The organism is Luteimicrobium album (genome assembly GCF_030161555.1).
In the GTDB taxonomy this organism is placed as follows: domain Bacteria; phylum Actinomycetota; class Actinomycetes; order Actinomycetales; family Cellulomonadaceae; genus Luteimicrobium; species Luteimicrobium album.
The window spans coordinates 2616131-2630940 of record NZ_BSUK01000001.1 but is presented as its reverse complement, the minus strand read 5'-3'; the positions used below and the strand labels follow the sequence as shown (position 1 = coordinate 2630940).

At 74.6% G+C, this 14810-nt stretch carries 13 protein-coding genes and 3 pseudogenes; 7 read left to right on the top strand and 9 right to left on the bottom strand.

The window, feature by feature from the left end; all coding sequences use genetic code 11:
- Positions 1 to 460 precede the first annotated feature (460 nt).
- Positions 461 to 1357: an LCP family protein gene (locus QQK45_RS13570; RefSeq protein ID WP_284293698.1), complete on the top strand. Its 897-nt coding sequence runs from the start codon at positions 461 to 463 to the stop codon at positions 1355 to 1357.
- 14 nt (positions 1358 to 1371) lie between these two features.
- Here the strand turns inward: QQK45_RS13570 and purE are convergent, their stop codons facing one another.
- Both purE and QQK45_RS13560 read right to left on the bottom strand, forming a co-directional pair.
- Positions 1372 to 1938: a 5-(carboxyamino)imidazole ribonucleotide mutase gene (purE, locus tag QQK45_RS13565; protein ID WP_284293697.1), complete on the bottom strand. Its 567-nt coding sequence runs from the start codon at positions 1936 to 1938 to the stop codon at positions 1372 to 1374.
- Positions 1935 to 3178: pseudogene (locus QQK45_RS13560) on the bottom strand (5-(carboxyamino)imidazole ribonucleotide synthase). Before QQK45_RS13560 ends, purE begins: the two are co-directional and overlap by 4 nt.
- An 80-nt stretch (positions 3179 to 3258) precedes the next feature.
- Between QQK45_RS13560 and QQK45_RS13555 the strand changes: the two are divergent.
- Positions 3259 to 3846, top strand: a complete 588-nt coding sequence (locus tag QQK45_RS13555) for a GtrA family protein (RefSeq protein ID WP_348525237.1) — start codon at positions 3259 to 3261, stop codon at positions 3844 to 3846.
- Positions 3847 to 3909: 63 nt separating this feature from the next.
- Here the strand turns inward: QQK45_RS13555 and QQK45_RS22370 are convergent, their stop codons facing one another.
- The 4 genes from QQK45_RS22370 to QQK45_RS13545 form a co-directional block, all read right to left on the bottom strand.
- Positions 3910 to 4569 (bottom strand): sensor histidine kinase, encoded by a 660-nt coding sequence (locus QQK45_RS22370; RefSeq protein WP_348525236.1) that lies wholly within the window; start codon positions 4567 to 4569, stop codon positions 3910 to 3912.
- A gap of 11 nt (positions 4570 to 4580) precedes the next feature.
- A complete protein-coding gene (locus QQK45_RS22365) occupies positions 4581 to 4859 on the bottom strand; it encodes a hypothetical protein (RefSeq protein WP_348525235.1) in 279 nt (92 codons plus the stop codon).
- The gene (locus QQK45_RS22360; protein WP_348525365.1) at positions 4799 to 5131 is read right to left on the bottom strand and encodes a hypothetical protein; all 333 of its coding nucleotides are present in this window, start codon (positions 5129 to 5131) and stop codon (positions 4799 to 4801) included. Before QQK45_RS22360 ends, QQK45_RS22365 begins: the two co-directional genes overlap by 61 nt.
- Positions 5132 to 5308: 177 nt before the next feature.
- Positions 5309 to 5995 (bottom strand): response regulator transcription factor, encoded by a 687-nt coding sequence (locus QQK45_RS13545; protein ID WP_284293696.1) that lies wholly within the window; start codon positions 5993 to 5995, stop codon positions 5309 to 5311.
- Positions 5996 to 6167: 172 nt separating this feature from the next.
- Here QQK45_RS13545 and QQK45_RS13540 point away from each other — a divergent pair, with 172 nt between their 5' ends.
- Positions 6168 to 7502 carry a sensor histidine kinase gene (locus QQK45_RS13540; protein WP_284293695.1) on the top strand — a complete coding sequence of 445 codons (1335 nt, stop codon included), beginning with the start codon at positions 6168 to 6170 and terminating at the stop codon, positions 7500 to 7502.
- A gap of 118 nt (positions 7503 to 7620) precedes the next feature.
- Positions 7621 to 8255 (top strand): annotated as a pseudogene (locus QQK45_RS13535) (LuxR C-terminal-related transcriptional regulator).
- Between the two features lie 79 nt (positions 8256 to 8334).
- Here QQK45_RS13535 and QQK45_RS13530 read toward each other — a convergent pair.
- Positions 8335 to 8742 (bottom strand): PDDEXK family nuclease, encoded by a 408-nt coding sequence (locus QQK45_RS13530; RefSeq protein ID WP_284293694.1) that lies wholly within the window; start codon positions 8740 to 8742, stop codon positions 8335 to 8337.
- 1110 nt (positions 8743 to 9852) lie between these two features.
- Here QQK45_RS13530 and QQK45_RS13525 point away from each other — a divergent pair.
- A pseudogene (locus QQK45_RS13525) lies at positions 9853 to 10595 on the top strand (ABC transporter ATP-binding protein); the annotation flags it as partial.
- Between the two features lie 19 nt (positions 10596 to 10614).
- Positions 10615 to 13203: an FtsX-like permease family protein gene (locus tag QQK45_RS13520; RefSeq protein ID WP_284293693.1), complete on the top strand. Its 2589-nt coding sequence runs from the start codon at positions 10615 to 10617 to the stop codon at positions 13201 to 13203.
- Between the two features lie 51 nt (positions 13204 to 13254).
- Here the strand turns inward: QQK45_RS13520 and QQK45_RS13515 are convergent, their stop codons facing one another.
- Positions 13255 to 13755, bottom strand: a complete 501-nt coding sequence (locus tag QQK45_RS13515) for a hypothetical protein (protein WP_284293692.1) — start codon at positions 13753 to 13755, stop codon at positions 13255 to 13257.
- Positions 13756 to 13774: 19 nt separating this feature from the next.
- A complete protein-coding gene (locus tag QQK45_RS13510) occupies positions 13775 to 14074 on the bottom strand; it encodes a hypothetical protein (protein ID WP_284293690.1) in 300 nt (99 codons plus the stop codon).
- A 430-nt stretch (positions 14075 to 14504) separates the two neighbouring features.
- Between QQK45_RS13510 and QQK45_RS13505 the strand changes: the two genes are divergently transcribed.
- Positions 14505 to 14753 carry a WhiB family transcriptional regulator gene (locus QQK45_RS13505; RefSeq protein WP_036946793.1) on the top strand — a complete coding sequence of 83 codons (249 nt, stop codon included), beginning with the start codon at positions 14505 to 14507 and terminating at the stop codon, positions 14751 to 14753.
- Positions 14754 to 14810: the final 57 nt, after the last annotated feature.

Here is a 14810-nt window from a genome sequence, read left to right as displayed (position 1 = left end):
CGGTCTCTGCCGCCGAGCTTCACCCCGCAGTCGGGGCGCGGGTCGCGCCCCGACGCGGCAGACGGCGTCATCAAGGTCGGGCCCGACGGCACCGGTGGCGACACCCCTCCTCCCCCGCCCGCACGGCCCGCGTCCCGGGTGACGCGGCAGTCGAGCGGCCCCGTCCCCGTCGACCGCAGCGGCGGCCGGGCACGCAGCGGCTCCGGGCGCCCCCGACGATCCCGCCCGCGGGCGCCGGCGTCACCCGGGCCCCGCGCGCGACGGCGACCGACGAGCGCCGTCCGCGGACGTCCCCCACCGCACGCGCCCCCAGCGCGCCGCCGCCGGTGGTGGCGGCGCCGGGCGCCGGCCGGGCGAGGGCTCACCCGCCGGGACCGCCCCCGGCGCCGCCGCACCGGGCCGGATCCGCCTGCGCAAGGGCCGCATCGCCGCGATCGTCGCCGGCGTCCTCGTCGTCGGGATGATCGCGTGGCCGATCGGCCTCGTCGCGTGGGCCAACGGCAAGCTCGACCACGTCGACGCGCTCTCGGACGCCAACGACACCCCGGGCACCACCTACCTGATCGCGGGTTCCGACTCGCGCTCCGACGGCGTCGTCAAGGACGGCACCTCGGGGGCGCGCACCGACACGATCATGCTGCTCCAGGTGCCGGACTCCGGGACGACGTCGCTGATCTCGATCCCCCGCGACTCCTACGTGAAGATCCCCGGGCACGGCAGCAACAAGATCAACGCCGCCTACGCGTTCGGTGGCGCCCCGCTGCTCGTCAAGACCGTCGAGAAGCTCACCGGGATGCACGTCGACCACTACGCCGAAGTCGGGTTCGGCGGAGTCGAGGGTCTCGTCGACGCCGTCGGCGGCGTGCACCTGTGCCTCGACTACGACGTCGACGACAAGAAGTCCGAGCTCAAGTGGAAGGCCGGCTGCCACGACGTCGGCGGCAAGACGGCGCTCGCGTTCTCGCGGATGCGCTACTCGGACCCCACCAGCGACTTCGGCCGGACCGAGCGCCAGCGCCAGCTCGTCGACGCGATCTCGCAGAAGGCCGCCAAGCCCAGCCTGCTCTTCAAGCCGGCCACGCAGGTCAAGCTCATCGACGCGGGCACGGGTGTGCTGAAGGTCGACGACGACACGAACGTCGTCGACCTCGCGAAGCTCGCGATGGCGTTCAAGGCCGCGAACGGCAAGGACGGCGTGACGGGGCTCCCGCCGATCTCGGACCGCGACTACCGGCCGGGCGGCGTCGGCTCGAGCGTGCGGCTCGACCCGGACAAGGCGCCGACGTTCTTCAAGAACGTCATGAACGGCAAGCTCAAGGCCGGCACGGTCAACTCCGAGACGTCGTCGAAGGGCTGACCCGGCCTCGACGGTCAGGCGCCGAAGCCGACGCGCCCCGAGCGCGACGCCCGCAGGCGCGCGCCCTTCTCCCGGGCCTGGTCGCCGAGGCGCTCCTGGAACGCGGACATCCGGTCGCGCAGCGCGGCCGCGTCGTCGCCCGAGCCGGCCCCGAGGATGCGCGCCGCGAGCAGCCCCGCGTTGCGTGCCCCGCCGACCGACACCGTCGCCACGGGCACGCCCGCCGGCATCTGGACGATCGACAGCAGCGAGTCCATGCCGTCGAGGTGGGCGAGCGGCACGGGCACACCGATCACGGGCAGCGGCGTGACCGACGCGAGCATGCCCGGGAGGTGCGCGGCACCGCCGGCGCCCGCGACGATCACACGCAGGCCGCGGTCCGCGGCCGCCCGGCCGTACTCGATCATCTCGGTCGGCATGCGATGCGCGGACAGCACGTCGACCTCGACGGGCACGCCGAACTCCGCGAGCGCGTCCGCGGCGGCCTGCATCACGGGCCAGTCGGAGTCCGACCCCATGACGATCCCGACGAGCGGCGCCGCCTCCTGCGCCGTCCCGTCACCTGCGGCCTGCTCGCTCATGCCTGCTCCTCGCTCGTCTCGGTCGTCGTGGTGGTCGGGGTGTCGGCGGCTGCGTCGTCGTCGCCGCGCAGGAGCGCCGCGGCCGCTTGGGCGCGCTCGCGCGTCGTCCCGAGGTCGTCGCCGCTCACGTTCACGTGCCCCAGCTTGCGCCCCGGACGCACGTCCTTGCCGTACAGCCAGACCCGGGCCACGCCGTCGGCGAGGACCGCGGGCAGCGCGTCGGTGAGCTCCGCACGCTCCGAGCCGAGCACGTTCGCCATGACCGTCCACGGCGCGACGGGTGCGGTGTCGCCCAGCGGCAGGTCGAGGACGGCCCGGAGGTGCTGCTCGAACTGGCTCGTCACCGACCCGTCGATGGTCCAGTGACCCGAGTTGTGCGGGCGCATCGCGAGCTCGTTGACGAGCACCCGCCCGGGTTCGCCCGGGGCCTCGCCGGGGACCTCGAACAGCTCGACGGCGAGCACCCCCGTCACACTGAGCCCCTCGGCGACCGCCACCGCGACCTCGCGCGCCCGCGCCTCGAGGGCCGGGTCGAGGTCGGGTGCGGGCGCCGTGACCTCGGCGCACACGCCGTCGCGCTGCACCGACTCGACGACCGGCCACGCCCGGACCTCCCCGACGGGCGCCGCGCCACCAGCGCGGCGAGCTCGCGGCGGAACGGGACCTTCTCCTCGACGAGGAGCTGCGGTCCGCCGTCCTGCGCGGCCGCGAGCCAGTCCGCGACGTCGTCCGGGGTGCGCACGACGCGCACGCCCTTCCCGTCGTAGCCTCCGCGGCTCGTCTTCACGACCGCCTCGCCGCCGACCTCCTCGAGGAACGCGGCGAGCTCGCGCGCGCCCTCTGCCGCGTCGACGTCGAGGGGCGCCCAGCGCGGGCACGGGACGCCGAGGGCCGTGAGCCGGGTCCGCATGACGATCTTGTCCTGCGCGTGCCGCAACGCGTCCCGGCCCGGACGGACCGCGACGCCCTCCTCCTCGAGCGCGGCGAGGAGCGCGGACGGCACGTGCTCGTGCTCGAACGTGAGGACGGCGGCCGCGTCACCGTCCTCCGGGGCGACGAGCGCACGGACCGCGGCCTCGTCCGCGGCGGCACCCACCGGGGCCTCCGCGAGGACCTGGGCCGCGGACCCGTCCGGCGACTCCACGAGCACCCGCAGGCGGACGCCCAGACGGGCGGCTGCGGGTGCCATCATGCGGGCGAGCTGCCCGCCGCCGACGACGGCCACGACTGGTGCTGACACGGTCCCTGAGCCTATCGGACCCCCGCGCCCCCTCCGCCCGTAGGACGGGAGGTCACAGGCTGCTGCGCTACGGTTCCAGGATGACCGACGCGATGCCCGACGCCACCGCCGGAGGTGCGGGCCGGACCGGCACACCCGAGGCCGAGCGCCACGCCGCCGTCCCCTTCGTGCTCGCCGCGTCCGAGGCGCCCGTCACCGACGCCGCGCACGTCGCCGCCGACACCGGTGTGCGCCGCCCGGGTCGCGAGCGTCTGGCAGAGCTCGCGAAGTTCGGCTCCGTCGGCGCCGTGTCGTTCGTCGTCGACATGGGCCTCTTCAACCTGCTGCAGTTCGGCCCCGGCCACCTGCTCGCCGAGAAGCCCCTGACGGCGCGCGTCGTGTCCGTCGCCGTCGCGACCCTCGTCGCGTGGATCGGCAACCGGCTGTGGACGTTCTCCGATCGGCGCACCGAGAACCGGCCCCGCGAGCTCGCCGGCTTCCTCGTCGTGAACGTCGGGGGCCTGCTCATCGGCATCGGCGTGCTGGCCCTGTTCGTCTACCCGCTGGGGCTGGACTCGCCGCTCGCGAAGAACGTCGCGAACCTCCTCGGCATCGGGCTCGGCACCGTCTTCCGGTACTTCGCGTACCGCCACCTCGTCTTCACGGGCGACCAGGCTCCCCCGAAGTAGGCCTCCCGGCGGGGTACTTCGCGAAGTACCCCGCGCGGACGCCTGCCTCGCGCGAGGGGCCGGTCAGGCGCCGTCGGACCTGCGCTTGCCCTTGCGGCCCCGCGCGCTCGAGACGGTCGCCCCGGCGGGCAGCACCACGCGCGGGTCGAGCGTGTGCGGGACGCCCGCGAGGAACACCGAGAACACCGCCGGGCGGCGCTGCGACAGCTCGAGCCGGCCGCCGTCCGCGGCCGCGAGGTCCCGCGCCAGCGCGAGCCCGAGCCCCGTGCCCTTCCCCGACGTCACCTCGCGCTCGAAGATGTTCGGTGCGAGCTCGTCGGGCACGCCCTCGCCCTCGTCGGCGACCTCGATGACGATGGACCCCGAGCGTCCCGGGCGTGAGCGCACCGTCGTCGTGCCGCCGCCGTGCGTGAGCGAGTTCTCGACGAGCGTCGCGAGCACCTGCGCGAGCGCGCCGGGCGTGGCGAGGACGTAGGTGTCGAGCGGGATGTCCACGACGAGCCGGCGTCCGGCGGACTCGAAGCTCGGCAGCCACTCCTCCTCCTGCTGACGCACGACCTCGACGAGCCGCACCGCCTCCGTCGTGCCGCCCTGGGCGCGGCGCGACCGCGTGAGGAGGTCGTCGACGACGGTCACGAGCCGTTCGACCTGCTCGAGCGAGATGCGGGCCTCCTCCTGGACGGCCGGGTCGTCGGACATGAGGGAGATCTCCTCGAGCCGCATCGACAGGGCCGTCAGGGGGTACGGAGCTGGTGCGAGGCGTCGGCGGCGAACTGGCGTTCGGTCGCGAGGCGGCTCGCGAGCCGGTCGGACGTGCGTGCGAGCTCGGCGGCGACGAGGTCGAGCTCCTCGACGCCCGACTCCTCCATCTGCGGGCGCACCTGTCCCGAGCCGAGCTGTTCGGCGGACGCCGCCAGGTAGACCAGGGGTGCGGAGAGCCGGTTCGCCTGGATCACGGCCATCGCGACGCCCGCGAGGATCGCCACGAGGGCGGCGGCGACGACGAACAGCACGATCCGCATCGACTGCCAGTACAGCGCCCAGTACGAGACCTCGAGCGTGACGAGGGCCCCTCGGACGTCCGCACCGCCCGCTGCTCGACACGGCCCTGGATCTCGTCGCCCGCGGCCAGGGTCCGCCCGTTGTAGACGACGGTCGCGTGGGCGGGAACCTGGTTGTGACCGCCGGTCGCGACGGCCACGCTCGCGTCCGAGGCCAGCGCCTCGTCACCGTTGGCGATGGCCCGGTCGACCGCCCGCGCGAACGTCTGGGCGCGGCGCTCCAGGCTGTCCAGGTCGTTGTCGTGGACGTACTGGGCGCCGAAGAACGCGAGGGGAATCCCAGCAGCAGCACCGCCACCGCCACTGCGGCGACGGTGGCCTGCAGCATCCGCTGACGCACGGCTCAGACCTTCCCGACGCGACCGAGGGGCACGTGTGTCGTCGTGCCCGTGTCCCCCGCCTCAGTGTCCTCCGGTCTCGAACCGGAAGCCGAGCCCGCGGACCGTCGCGACGTAGCGCGGCGAGTTCGCGTCGTCGCCGAGCTTGCGACGCAGCCAGGAGACGTGCATGTCGAGCGTCTTGGTCGAGCCGGCCGGCTCGGCGCCCCAGACCTCGCGCATGAGCGTGTCGCGCACGACGACGCTGCCCGCGTTCTGCACCAGGACGCGCAGGAGGTCGAACTCCTTGGTCGTGAGGTGCAGCTCCCGGTCGCCCTGGAAGGCGCGGTGCGCGGAGACGTCGACGACGACGTCCTGCGCGACGAGCTCCTCCTCGTCCGGCCCCGCGTCGCCGTGCGTGCGACGCAGCAGCGCCCGGACGCGCGCGAGCAGCTCGGCGAGCCGGAACGGCTTGGTGACGTAGTCGTCGGCGCCCGCGTCGAGACCGACGACGAGGTCCACCTCGTCGGCACGCGCGGTGAGGACGAGGATGGGGGTGGTCATGCCGGCGCCGCGGATCGCCCGCGCCACGTCGAGCCCGTCCATGTCCGGCAGACCCAGGTCGAGGACGACCACGTCCGCGGCCTCCGCGGAGTCGATGGCACCTTGCCCGGTGCCTTGCACGACGACGTTGTATCCCTCGCGCGTCAGCGCACGTGCCAAAGGCTCGGCAATCGCCGTGTCATCCTCGGCCAGCAAGACGTTGGTCATTAGGCCATGCTAGAGCATCCCCCGGACCGGAGTCTCCCGTTTCGCGGGAACTCGTCCGTACCGTCCCGGGGCCGCGACCTGACGTCCCGTACACCCGCAGGAGCACGTGGCACGCCGACGGGTCGCCCCCGGGCGGACGCGCCGTCCGCCTCGCCGATCCTACGCTGAGGCGATGGGCTGGTACGAGAACGCCACGCGCTGGACCGAGCAGCACCGGTTCGGCGTCGACGCGACCGGTGCGGCCGCCCTCGCGTTGTTCCTCGTCGCGGCGAGCGCCGCCGAGGGCATGTCCACGCACGGCGGGGTCTGGTTCGCGCTCGCGCTGTGCGTCGCGCTCGCGTGGCGGCGGACCCGGCCGGCCGCCTCGGTCGCCACCGTCTACGCGCTGGCCCTGGTCCAGCTCATGGTCGACCAGAGCGCGTCGGTCGCCTCGGTCGTCGCGGTGCCCGTGGCGCTGTACTCCGTCACCGTCGTCGGGCCCCGCTGGGCGCACCGGACGGCCATCGGCACGGGGCTCCTCGGCGTCCTCGTCGCCTCCGCGCTCATGGCGGACCGCGGCCTCGGAGCCACCGCCGCCGCGCGCCAGGCCGTGGTGCTCGCGGTCTTCGGCGGCGTCGTCCTCCTGGCCGTGTGGGCGTTCGGCCTCGTCCGGCGGTCGCGCCGCGAGACCCTCGAGGCCCTGCGCGACCGCGCCGAGCGGCTCGAGGTCGAGCGCGACCAGCAGACCCGGCTCGCGACCTCCGCCGAGCGGACCCGGATCGCACGCGAGCTCCACGACATCGTCGCGCACTCGCTGTCCGTGATGATCGCGCAGGCCGACGGCGGCCGGTACGCGGCCGCCACCGACCCCACCGCCCCCGAGCGGTCGCTCACGACGATCGCCGAGACCGGCCGCGCCGCCCTCGCCGACATGCGGCGCATCCTCGGCGTGCTGCGCGCCGACACGGACGGCCCGCCGGCGCCCGGCGGCGTCGTCGTCGGGGGCGGGGAAGCCGCAGGTGGCCGCGGAGCAGGGCGCGCCCCTCGGCCCGCAGACGCACCCGCCGTACCGAGCGCACCCACCGCGCTCGCGCCGCAACCGTCGGTCGAGGGGCTCGAGGCGCTCGTCGAGCAGGTACGTGCCGGCGGGCCCCGCGTGTCGCTCGTCCGGGTCGGCACGCCGCGACAGCTCCCGCCGGGTGCGGCACTCACGATCTTCCGCGTCGCCCAGGAGGCGCTCACCAACGTCCTCAAGCACGCCGGCCCGTCGCCGAACGTGACCGTGGTCCTGCGGTGGGACGCGGACGCCGTCGTGCTCGACGTCCAGGACGACGGCCGCGGGGCGGCAGCCGCGAGCGACGGCGGTGGGTACGGGCTGCTCGGGATGCGCGAGCGGGCCGCCGTCTTCGGGGGACCGTGGCCACCGGGCCGCGCCCGGGCGGCGGCTACCGCGTGCACCTCGAGCTCCCGTCCCGGCTGCCTGACGGCGGCTTCGCCGTCCCCGAGCCCGACGGCGGCACCCCGGTAGAGTCCGGCACGTGAGCGCTCAGGGGAACGGTCCGACCGAGGGTGCGGGCGCGGGAAGCGGTGCGCCCGTGCGGGTGGCGCTCGTCGACGACCAGCAGCTCGTCCGTGCCGGGTTCCGCATGGTCATCGACTCGCAGCCCGACCTGGAGGTCGTCGTCGAGGCCGGGGACGGTGCGCAGGCGCTGCGGCTCCTCGCGTCGCACCCCGTCGACGTCGTCCTCATGGACGTCCGCATGCCCACCCTCGACGGTCTCAGCGCCACCGCGCAGCTCACGGCCGGCGCCGCCGAGACGGGTGCCGCGGTCCCGCGGGTCATCGTGCTCACCACGTTCGACCTCGACGAGTACGTGCTCGAGGCGATCCGGGCGGGCGCGAGCGGGTTCCTCCTCAAGGACGCACCCCGGAGGAGATGCTCGCCGCGATCCGGACCGTCCATGCCGGGGATGCGGTCATCGCGCCGTCGTCGACGCGCCGGCTTCTCGAGCACCTCGTGACCGCCCTGCCCGCCGACGCCGCCGTCGACCCCGACGCGCAGCACGCCCTCGACCAGCTCACCGACCGCGAGCGCGAGGTGCTGGTCCTCATGGCGCGCGGCCGGTCGAACCTGGAGATCGCCGCCGAGCTGTTCGTGGCCGAGGCGACCGTGAAGACGCACGTCGGGCGGATCCTCGCGAAGCTGGGCGCGCGCGACCGCGTGCAGGCCGTCGTCACGGCGTACGAGGCGGGTCTGGTGCGCCCGGGCTCCCCGGACTGACCCTGTCCCTGGACCTGTCAGAACGTGAGGCACGTCGGGGGCCTTCATGTTCTGACAGGTCAGCATCGCCACCCTCGTGTCAGAACGAGCTTCCCGTATACGGGTCCCACGTTCTGACAGGTCGGCGGTCGAGGGCGGCGAGGTGGCCCCGGACGATCGCGAGCACGCGCTCCGGCTCGTGCCGTGCCGCCCCCGCGGGGATGCGGATCCGCACCGTGCGGCTGTCCGACCCGAGCTCGGCGTCGCGCAGCAGGTCGTCGTACCACTGCTCGCGCTCCATGTGCCCGACGCCGTCCACCTCCACGACCAGCCGTCCACCTCCCCGCAGCCGCCACTCCACGTCGAGGAAACGCACCTTGCCGCGGGCGTCCCGACGACGTTCCTGCCGCGACGGCTCCGGCAGCCCGGCGCGCCGGCACAGCCGGGCGAAGTCGATCTCCTCGAGCGACTGCGCGCCACCGATCACGTCGAGCAGCGCGAGCTGCATCGTCCGCCGGTGCCGGATCCGGCCCTGCGCGCTCGAGCTCGCCCAGCAGAGCGTCGGGCGTCGTGAGCCGCTGCTGGACCACCGCCGCCATCAGCCCCGAGGCGGTGCGCCACGACCGCTGCCACGCCGCCGCGTCGATCGCGGCCCGCTCGATCCCGTGCGCGGGGAGCCCGGCACTGACCGTCACGTCTCCCGCATCGTGCCGGCGGGACTCGTGCACGACGAGCCACGGGAACCGAGCCGGTTTGTCGCCTCGCGGGACGACGACGTGCACCGGCTCGCGATGCCAGCCGCGAAGCCCGTGCAGCTCGAGCGCCGTCCAGCACGCGAGCGCCACCGGGACGGTCTCCGCCCCGAGCACCGCGGCCCAGTACCGCGCCTCACGGATCAGCGGTCCGCAGTGCAGGACGAGGATCTCAGGCGCGACGAGCCGCCAGCGCCGGGCCGCCACCTGATAGTCGACGTGGCGAGCCGTGACGCCGAGGGCCGCGAGCTGACGGCGGGAGCACACGCCGTGCTGACGGGCCGCGAGCTCGCGCAGCCCGGGGACGACGTCGAGGACGTCGGGCCGACCGGTCATGGATCCCAAGGGTGGTGGGTCGGGCGGTCGCTCGGGGGTGGGGTGTCGTGGCCTGTGGACGACCACCCGCAACGCTCGCTTGTGCGCAGCCTCCGCCCCGTGGGACGACTCGCGTGCGCCCCGGTGGCGGCCACCACCGGGACCCGACCCCACCCCGATCCGAGGTGAGGTCACCGCCCGGACCGGGCTCCGTCGTCGGGCCGTCAGACCCGAGCGCCCGTATACGGGACTCTCGTTCTGACAACCCGGGTGCGCGACGGACGTGTCAGAACCTGGCACCCGTATACGTGAAGCACGTTCTGACACGACGCTGGGTGGGTGCGGGCACGGACCGGGTACGACCTGAGGATGACCCCCGCCGTCGATCGACCCGACCGCCGGGCGACGCGGGCGCCTCGGCGCCTTCCGTAGCGTCGAGGGCACGGCCCGCCCCGGCCCGTCCAGACCCTGCACCGACCGAAGGAGCCACCGTGGCCCCGTCCGACCAGCCCGCCCCGACGACGACGTCCGCCCCGCCCGCGGCGTCCGTGCTGCAGCCTCCCGCGAGCCCGGTCGCGGTCCGGGCCCGCGCCCTGACCAAGACGTACGGCCGCGGCGAGGCGGCGGTGCGCGCGCTCGACGCCGTCGACGTGGACTTCGAGGCCGGCGCGTTCACGGCGATCATGGGGCCGTCGGGCTCGGGCAAGTCGACGCTCATGCACCTGCTCGCGGGCCTCGACTCTGCGACGAGCGGCAGCGCGTACCTGGGCGGCACGGAGGTCACGCACCTCACCGACAAGGAGCTCACGCTGCTGCGCCGCGAGCGGGTGGGCTTCGTGTTCCAGTCGTTCAACCTGCTGCCCATGTTCACGGCGGAGCAGAACATCACGCTCCCGGTCGAGCTCGCGAACGGCGCCGTGGACCGGGCGTGGCTCGAGATCCTCGTCGAGACGCTGGGGCTGGGGCAGCGCCTCACGCACCGCCCGTCGGAGCTCTCGGGCGGCCAGCAGCAGCGCGTCGCGATCGCGCGCGCCCTGATCACGAAGCCCGAGGTGGTGTTCGCGGACGAGCCGACGGGCAACCTCGACTCGCGCTCCGGCGCGGAGGTGCTGAGCTTCCTGCGCCGCTCGGTGCGCGAGCTCGGCCGCACGATCGTCATGGTCACGCACGACCCTCGGCCGCCGCGTACGCGGACCGTGTCGTCCTGCTCGCCGACGGCCGCGTCGCGGGCGACATCCAGGACCCGACGCCCGAGGCCGCGCTCGCCGGCCTCGACGCCCTGCGCTCGCTCGACGACGCCACGGTGGCCCCCGATGATCCGGCTCACGCTCGCGCAGATGCGCCGCAGCGTCGCACGGCTCGCCGCCGCGGGCATCGCGATCGCGATCGGCACGGGCTTCGTCGCCGCGACCCTCGTCGCGTCCGACCTCATCCGCACCGCCACGACCGACTCGGTCGCCGCCCCGTACGCGCGCGCCGACCTCGTGGTGACCGCCGACGGCGAGCAGCTGGGGGCGAAGGACGTCGCGGACGTCGCGGCGACCCCGGGCGTCGCTGCCGCGGCACCCCGCGCGATGAGCTGGGAGGACGTCGCCGCCCACGGCAAGACCCTCAACAGCGCGTTCACGGGCCTCCCGAGCGACACCCGGCTCGAGCCCCAGCGCGTGCACGACGGCGCGTTCCCGGCCTCCGACGACGAGGTCGCCCTGCCCGTCGGTCAGGCGGAGCGCCTCGGGGTCGAGGTCGGCGACACGGTCACCGTGACCGTCACGGGCGCGTACGACTCCCAGGGAGCCCAGCCGCCCGCCGAGAGCCGCCGGCTGCGGGTCGTCGGGACCCTCGACGACCCGTACGGCGCCTGGACCGCGTCGGGCGGCGCAGGGATCGTGACCGCCTCGACGCTCCGGCACTGGCAGGACGTCGAGGCCGGGCCGGGTGCGACCGTCACGTACCCCGCCGTCCTGGTCGCCCTCGACGCCCACGCCTCCACGGCCCAGGCGAGCGACGCGCTCAGCGCGCTGTCCCTGCCCGACGGCGCCCGCGTCCTCACGCGCGACGCCCTGGCCCGCGAGCTGGCCGCCCAGGCGACCGGCGACGACGACGTCTTCACCTACGTGGTCCTCACCTTTGCGGCGATCGCGCTCGTCGTCGCGGCGCTCGTCATCGCGAACACGTTCCAGGTGCTCGTCGCGCAGCGCGCCCGCACCCTCGCGCTCCTGCGCTGCGTCGGCGCGTCGAAGGGCCAGCTCGGTCGGTCGGTCGTCTTCGAGGCCGGCGTCCTCGGGCTCGTCGGGTCGGCCGTCGGCGTGGTGCTCGGGACGGGCCTCGCACAGCTCGTCCTCACCGTGCTGAGGAGCCGCACGACGACGCCGCTCCCGTCCTCCATCGACGTCTCCCCCGTCGCGGTGGTGGTCCCGCTCGTGGTCGGGACCGTCGTGACGATCGTCGCGAGCCTCGCGCCCGCACGCACCGCGACACGTGTCGCGCCCCTTGCGGCGCTGCGCCCGGCCGAGGCGCCGACGCTGACCAGCCGGGCCGGTCGCGTCCGCGGTACGCTCGCGCTCCTCGCGACCGTCGGCGGGCTCCTGCTCCTCGCCGTCGCCGTCCTCGCCGGGACCCAGGGCTCGCCCGAGATCGGGCTGGCGCTCGGCGTCCTCGGCGGTGCCGTCTCCTTCGTCGGCATCCTCGTCGGGTCGGTGTTCTGGATGCCGCGCGTCGTCCACGCTGCGGGCACCGCGCTCGGGAAGGCCGGCGCCAGCTCACGGCTCGCGGCCGCCAACACGCTCCGCAACCCCCGCCGCACGACGGCGACCAGCACCGCGCTGCTCATCGGCGTCACCCTCGTCGCCATGATGGCCACCGGTGCGGCCAGCGCACGCGTCGCGCTCGGCTCCACGCTCGACGAGCACTACCCGGTCGACGCGATCGTCACGTCGTACGGGTCGGGCGACGGGCCGGGCGAGATGACCTCGGCCCTGCAGTCGACGCTCGCCGACGTCGACGGCGTGCGCCGGGTCGTCCCGGTCAGCCGGGCCAACGCGACGCTCACGTCGGGAGGCACGTCGTCGGGCATCGAGCTCGAGGGCGTGGAGCCCGCCGCCGGCCGCGAGGTGCTCCGCACGCCGGAGGCGCTCGCCGGGCTGGACGACCGCGAGATCGCGGTCAACCCCGCATCGCGCGACCTCGGGTCGACCAAGCTCGAGGACGGCGACACCGTGACGCTGCGTGCAGCGGACGACGACGGCGACCCGACCGGCCCGTCCGTGCGGCTCCAGGTGCGCGTCGTGGATCTCGGCGACGTCGGCGCCTACGTGACGCCTGCGGTCTTCGCGCGGGTCGCGCCGCACGTCGCCCCCGACACCGCGTGGCTCGCCTTCGCGGACCACGCCGACGCGGCCGACACGCTCGCCGCCGTCCAGGACGCGGTCGCCGACCAGGACTCCTCGATCAGCGTCGTGGGGCCCGCCGCCCAGCACGCCGACATGGAGAAGGTCGTCGACACGATCCTCGCGATCGTCCTCGGCCTGCTCGCCGTCGCCGTCGTGATCGCGCTGGTCGGGGTCGCCAACACCCTGTCCCTGTCCGTCCTGGAGCGGCGGCGCGAGTCCGCGACCCTCCGAGCGATCGGGCTCACGCGCGGCCAGCTCCGGTGGATGCTCGCGCAGGAAGGCATGCTCATCGCGGGCGTCGGCGCCGTCGTCGGGATCGTCCTCGGTGTGGCGTACGGCTGGGCGGGGGCCGCCGCGGCCCTCGGCTCGTTCGGGTCCACGCCGCTCGTGGTGCCGTGGTCCACGATCGGCGTCGTCCTCGTGGTCGCTCTCGTCGCGGGGCTCGCTGCGTCCGCGCTGCCGGGGCGGAGCGCGGCCAGGACGTCGCCGGTGGCGGCGCTCGCCGTCGAGTAGCCACCGTCGGGCGGGGAGGGCACACCTCCCCGCCCGGCTCCAGCCGTCGCGCTAGCGGCGGACCTCGATGAGCAGGACCCAGGCGTTCACCATCGAGGAGACGACGACGGCGACGATCCCGACCACGAGCCACCACAGGCCCGCGTCGACGCCGGCGACGAGCAGGACCGCGCCCACGAGGAACGGGACGTGCTCGGCGGCCGCGAGGCCGATGCTCACGGCCCGGACCCCGGTGGTCATGCCCTCCGCCTCGGCGTGCCCCTGCGTGCGGATGGCCGCCACCTGCACGAACGAGGCCGCCACGGCGAGGACCAGGGCCGGGATGCCCAGGCCGCCGAGCGTTTGGCCGGCGGGCAGGATCAGGAGGGACGCCGCGATCGCGAGGACGAGCGACGCGATGGTCGTGCGGGCGCCCGCCACGGTGACCTTCGAGCCCATGATCTCGGCGACGTTCACCGACATCGCGACGACGAGCAGCCCCGCGAGCGCCGCGGTCGCGCCGGCCGCGGCGACGCCGAAGTCGGACCAGCCTTCGAGAAGGGTGTGCGTCACCTGAGCGAGGCTAGCGAAGCTACGCGTCGCCGTCCCGCGGAGCCCGGTCGGTGGTGAGCGCGACGACGCTCGGGACCATGAGGAGGACCAGCAGCACCACGGACACGAGGACGAGCAGCCCGGCCCACGGCGACCGGGTCTCCTGCCACCACGTCACCCCGACGAGCCCCTGGAGGATCTGCCAGGTCGCGACGGGCGACCGCGCCCACCGCGCACCCCCGTGCAGCGCCCGGCCGGCCGCACCGAGGAGGGCGGCGAGGGCCAGCGCGAGGACGACGAGCGCGATGCTCGTGCCGGCGGCGTCGGACTTCCCGCGCACGAGCTCGACGAGGACGACGACCCCCCGACCGCGAGGCCGACCGCCTCGAGCAGGGTTCCCCCGACGAGGCAGCGGAGGGTCCAGGGACGCTCGGGCCGGCCGGGTGCCGGGGCGGGGGTGCTCACCGGACCATTGTCCCGCACGGGTCCATGCGGCGAGGAGGAACCGCCGGCGACGACGATGTGGGACATGTGACCAAGATCTCGCGGTCACCCCGAAGAAACCTTGTCGTAACTCTTGTGCCGGGCGCCTCCTCCGGGGAGACTTGATTTCAGAGTCAACAACCCCCGCAGAACCCAGAAGCGAGTTCGCCCGGACGTTCGACACGACGCACCTTCTGCGTCACCCGCACCAAGCCCCTCTGGCTTTGCTCTGTCGCGCCCACCGGCCTGCTCGTCGAGGGATCTCCCCCGCCCACAAGGAGCGTGAGATGGACTGGCGTCACCGTGCCGCATGCCTCGACGAGGACCCGGAGCTCTTCTTCCCGATCGGCAACACCGGTCCGGCCCTGCTGCAGATCGAGGAGGCCAAGGCCGTCTGCCGCCGGTGCGAGGTCGTCGACACCTGCCTGAAGTGGGCGCTCGAGTCGGGTCAGGACGCGGGCGTCTGGGGCGGCATGTCGGAGGACGAGCGTCGTGCGCTGAAGCGCCGCACCGCGCGCGCCCGCCGCGCCGGCTGACACCACCACGCCGCACGAAGGCCGTCACCCCTCGGGGGTGACGGCCTTCGTCGCGTC